Here is a 5,078-nt window from a genome sequence, read left to right as displayed (position 1 = left end):
CGTGGCGACCCGGTACGACAAAAGAGAACGCATCTACCAGGGCACCATCGACGTCGCCTCGATCCGGATCTGGCTCCGCGACCCAGTCACCTGATCCACAGGACACTGCCTAGGACGGGTGTGTTGATCGAGCTCCAGTACCGCTCCACGAACAGCCCCGGTTCACCGGCCACCTCGAGGTCGTGCCGCTGCAGCGGCAGGGATTCCGCCTTGCCGGTGGCCACCACCCGTTCCAGCGAAGCACGCAAGACCCTTACCCCACGCGCGTTGGGATCGTTGTGAGCCTCTGGATTGGCAGGGAAGGCGGTAAAGATGGGTTGGCCGAGCATATCCGTCCGGCTTCGCCCGGTCGCCTTCAGGTAGGAATTGTTCGCCGCCACGATGACCAAGTCCGGCGTCAACACCACCAATGGGGCCAGCATGGCGTTGAACACCGGCTCGTAATCGAACTTCGAATCCGTCACCTGCACCCCCCAGAATCCGTCACCTGCACCCCCATATGCCCAGGTTAGCGCCGAGACCGACGCCCCCACGCGCAGGCACCTCGACCACGACATGCCACTCATCGACGTCGCACCGCTGAAGGACGATGCCGGGCAGCCACGCCCACGCACGGCGACCGTCATCGGTGGCGGGTAGCAGGTAGCGGACGAGAACAGGGATGTCCTCGGGAAAACGGGTCACTGTTGATCTTGCTTTCTGAGCTGGTCGTAGGTGAGACCTCCTTGGGATGTTGGGGGAAGTCCCTCGACGCGGTCTCACAGGTCTCTGACCAGGTCGTATGTTGCGCCCGGCGCGGGATGCGCGCCCCGGTGCTGGCCGTGGGTGACGGCGCGCTGGGGTTCTGGGGCGCGCTACGCGAGGTGTTCCCCCAAACCCGCGAACAGCGCTGTTGGTTCCACGAGATCGCCAACATCCTCGGGTCGCTGCCCAAGTCCGCGCATCCTGGCGCGAAGAAGGCCCTGGCCGAGATCTGGAACGCTGAGGACCAGGATCACGCGGTGAAGGCGGCCCGGGCCTTCGCCGACGCCTACGGCGCCAAGCACCCCAAGGCCGTCGCCAAGGTCACCGACGACATCGACGAGCTGCTGGCCTTCTACGCCTTCCCGGCCGAACACTGGATCCACCTGCGTACGACCAACCCCATCGAGAGCACCTTTGCGACGGTCAGGCACCGGACCAAGGTCACCAAAGGGCCCGGCTCCCGCGCCGCCGGGCTGGCCATGCCGTTCAAGCTCATCGAGTCGGCCCAGGCCCGCTGGCGGGCCGTGAACGCACCCCACCTGGTCGCACTCGTCCGCACAGGGGCAACGTTCGTGGGCGGCAAGCTCGTCGAACGACCCGACGACAAGGCCTCACCCGAAGCAGCCTAAAGATCTTGATCCACAGATCTTGACTATTTGCTCCACCCACAGCGAAACCCCAGATCAAGCCCTGTGACACGATTTCGGCACCCACACGGCGACGGACCGTCGTCAGACCGGCCGAAACAGGGCAACTGAGACGAGCGCGACCGTAGAGACGACGGAGGGCCGGTCCCTGATGGGGCCGGCCCTCCCGTTTACGAGTAGCTACGGGGCCAGCACGGCGGTCCGACGCAGGACCACACCGCGGCCGGCCGCAGCGCTGCTCATCGACCCCGTCAGTCCGCGGGCGGGCGTGTCCGGAGCGCGTTTGAGCGTCACCTTCGAGGCTTGGGTGCCGGTGACGGCCGATGCCGGGTGGGTCTTGAAGGCGTCGACGATCATGTAGTCGCCCGACTTCATGATCCCGGTGATCGTGTGCAGACCGGGCTCGAGGCCGGTGATCGAGAGGACCGTCTTCTGGTACACGCGGCTGGAGTTGTAGAACGACAGCGTCCTGTAGAACTCACCGTCGAGGATGAGGTCGACATCGCCCTCGTCGGTGTTGACCTGCGAGATTATGTCAAGGCCCGTGCCGTTGAAGCTGAGCTCCCAGGTGTCGCCGATGTCCTGGGTGGCATCGATGTCATCGAGATAGGAACTCGCACCGCCTCGACTCGCGTCTCTCCACAGCCAGTGCTCGCGCGCGCCTGCGCCGCTGTTCGTGTACACGACCCCAGAGGTGTTGTTGAGCTGCTCGGGAGTCGCGATCTTGGTCATGCTCACCGTGACGTCGGTCGAGGCTCGTCGTACCCCGAGGGTGATCGGGGCACCGGCCGGCAGCGCGTTGTAGGCCTGCCAGAAGGTGTTGCGATCCTCAGTGACCTCCTCGCCGTTGATCGTGCGGACGAGGTCGCCGCTGAGCAACCCGGCCTCGGCGGCATAGCTGCCGGCGGGCACCGTCGCGAACTTGAGCCCCTTGAAGTCGTTGATCGCGTACGACGACTGCTCAGCCTCGGTGGTGATGTTGGTGACGTCGGCACCCATCAACTTCTCGACGACCTTCCTGCGGGCGAGCTCGATCGGGTCTGGTTCGTCATCGCCAGTCGGCAGCACCGCCTCAGGGGGCAGCGCGCCGCCGGGCGCGCCGAACCCGGCCATGGGGATGTTCCGAAAACCGAGTGCCAGCGCAGGCGAGTCCTCGACCAGCGTGAAGTCGTAGTTGTCTGTGGGGTCGGGATTCGTGAACCTCGGATCCCCGACCGCCGAGTCCCGGTCCATGCCCGCGCGATACCAGCTCGTATTGGTGTTGATCGTCCTGCCGTCGACTGAGAGCTTCTCGACACCCGTCCCGCTCGGCCTGATGTCGATCGGAGAGCCGGCGTTCCAGAACAGGTTCTTCCCGATCGTGTACGCCGCGCGGGCCGGATCGTTCAGCACGTTGTCGTAGGGCCTCGAGCCCAGCGTGACGTTCCGCTCGATGACATCGCCGCCCGGCATGTAGCTCACCTGCTCGAAGGTGCTGCCGTCGAGGATCAGGTTGTTGTGCATGGTGCGTTCGAAGCCGTCGCGGAGTTTCACCCCTCCCCTGAGCAGCACGTTGTTGGTGATCACGAAGTTCGACGAGCCGTCGTCGAGGTCGATGGCCCAGTCGCCGTCGTGCCAGAACCTGTTGTGATCGATGGTGATGGGCTTGACGACGTCGAGATGCATCAGCGCACGCGCCTGGTCGGTCGTGAGCTCTCCGCCGGTGTTGCCCTGGAAGGTGACGTCCTGGGCCAGACTGGCAAAACGGTTGCTGCTGGCGCCGGTGCGCCAGAAGCGGCTGCGTCCCCAGGAGTTGATCGAGCCGTTGTCACCCGTCTCGCGGACACAGTCGAAGATGTCGTTGTCCTGGATCAGATGACCGCCCCAGGTGTTGTCGGAGAAGTTGAGGCAAGCCCGCGGGCTGTCGGACAGCGAGTTGCCCCTGACGGTGACATCGAGGGCCATCGAGATGTTGACCGAGGAGGTCTGCTTCTCGTGCCGACCGTTGTTCCTCATGTCATTGCCCTCGATGAGGATGTCCCGGGGATAGTCCTTGGTCTTCGGCCCGCTCCCCAGATCGGTGATCCGGGGGGTGGTGAAGTAGTTGCCGGCATAGTCGCGGACTGCGGTGGGAGAGCCGACCACTTGCACGTCGGTCGCTCCGTTGGAGGCGAACCTGCTGAACGTGACGTGGTTGCGCTCGTTGTAGCCGTCCATGAAGATCCCATTGCCGCCGAGATCTTCGAAGGTCGACTTCGTGATCGTTATGTCCCGCGCGTTCTTCAGGTACGCCGCACCCTTGCGGACCACCGACCAGTCACCGCGCGAGAGGCCCTCGAAGGTGTTGTTGAAGAGGGTCCGGTGAGTCCGCTCGAAATGAAGGTTCTCCAGCGTGATGTCATGGATCGGCCCCGTGGGCGAGGTTCCCGTCAGGCTGATGAGTTGGTCGAGCTCCCCTGTCTCGATTGTCGCCGTGGCGAGGTCCACACCGGCGGAGGGCATGAGGTAGAGCTTGTTCCTCGTCCGGTCGAGGTACCACTCACCTGCGACGTCGAGTTCCTCGCGGATGTTCTCCACCAGGACGGCGTCTCGCTTGAGAGGAAGCGCGCTGTCGCCGCAGTCTTGCGGACGGTTGTTGTCACCGACGAAACGCAGCCCGAGCTCGTCGTCGACGCGGCCGGTGATGGTGAAGGAGACGCTGCCCCAGTCATGGCAGTGCATCGCCCTGACGAAGCCGGTGGTGGGGTCCTGCCAGCCGGCTGAGCGAGTGTTGAGGGTGCTCAGCGTCGTCGTGCCCTCGAGCCGAGGCGCGGACTCGTCGTAGTTGGGATAGCGAGCCATGACCTGCCGCTCGTCGTTGACGAACAACTCATCGAAGTCAACACCCGCTGGGACGTCGGTCACCATGATGGTCGGGTCTGCGACCGTGGGATGCCACGACCCGCTCAGCTGCCGGCCACCAATCATCCTGGCGCCGGAACCGGTCCCCACCCAACGCACCGGATGCTCCGGGGAACCACTGTCCCGCGCATCCAGGGCGAGCGTCTCCGATAGGGGATATGTGCCCTCACGAAGCTGTACGACGATGTCCCGGTCGATGCCCTCGGCCAAGAGCTCGCGCACCTTGGCGCGTGCGACGGTCAACGAGCACGGCTTCGTGGGTTTGCACGCCATGGCAGAGCCGTGCGGAGAGACCGATACGACGTACGGGCCCGCGTCCGCGACGGCGGGTCCCGCCCCCAGCGGCGCGGCCGCGATGGCGAGGGTGAGGACGGACAGGATGGCGATCAACCGGGGTCGCGAGCGGGGGGACGCCGTGGACATGGCGCTCCTTTCCGGAAGTCTCACTGCTCAAGCCCAGGGCGAGATACTTGGTCGACAAGGCGTGAAGGCGTGAAGACGTGAGCAAAGATCGGATGTCTGGAGGTTAGGGGCACCGCTATGCTGCGTCAAGCGCCACGATCGATCCAACCCCGAAGGGCAGGGCTCGGACAGAGCTCCTATGTTTGTGGCGAAGCTGCGGACCAGGCGGGCGAGCTCGGCCAGCTCGGGGCAAGCAGCGGTGAGTTCCTGCAGTAGCTGGGTGTCGGCCTCCCGCAGCTTGTCGGGGCGGGTGAGCAGGAGCCGAGCGAGACGGCGTGGGGTGATGACGGGCCGGTCGCCCTCGGCTCGGCCCTGGGTGATGTAGCGGTAGAGCAGGTTGAGGCT

The 5,078-nt window shown here is 65.1% G+C and carries 2 protein-coding genes and 2 pseudogenes; 1 reads left to right on the top strand and 3 read right to left on the bottom strand.

Annotation, left to right across the window (positions count from 1 at the left end; genetic code table 11):
* Window positions 1-86 precede the first annotated feature (86 nt).
* Window positions 87-464 (bottom strand): PAS domain-containing protein, encoded by a 378-nt coding sequence (locus HKK74_RS38730; RefSeq protein ID WP_187248418.1) that lies wholly within the window; start codon window positions 462-464, stop codon window positions 87-89.
* A 321-nt stretch (window positions 465-785) separates the two neighbouring features.
* On the opposite strand from HKK74_RS38730, the pseudogene HKK74_RS38725 reads away from it, so the two are divergent.
* A pseudogene (locus HKK74_RS38725) lies at window positions 786-1,373 on the top strand (transposase); the annotation flags it as partial.
* A 198-nt stretch (window positions 1,374-1,571) separates the two neighbouring features.
* Here the strand turns inward: HKK74_RS38725 and HKK74_RS38720 are convergent.
* Together HKK74_RS38720 and HKK74_RS40670 are read right to left on the bottom strand one after the other, a co-directional pair.
* Window positions 1,572-4,694, bottom strand: coding sequence for a PDZ domain-containing protein (locus HKK74_RS38720; RefSeq protein ID WP_187248417.1), 3,123 nt, complete (start codon window positions 4,692-4,694; stop codon window positions 1,572-1,574).
* Window positions 4,695-4,880: 186 nt separating this feature from the next.
* Window positions 4,881-5,078 (bottom strand): annotated as a pseudogene (locus HKK74_RS40670) (ISL3 family transposase); the annotation flags it as partial.

The sequence above is a fragment of the Actinomadura alba genome, assembly GCF_014323705.1.
Taxonomy (GTDB): domain Bacteria; phylum Actinomycetota; class Actinomycetes; order Streptosporangiales; family Streptosporangiaceae; genus Actinomadura_C; species Actinomadura_C alba.
The sequence above is the reverse complement of the archived record's forward strand: the minus strand, read 5'-3'. Positions and strand labels throughout refer to the sequence as shown.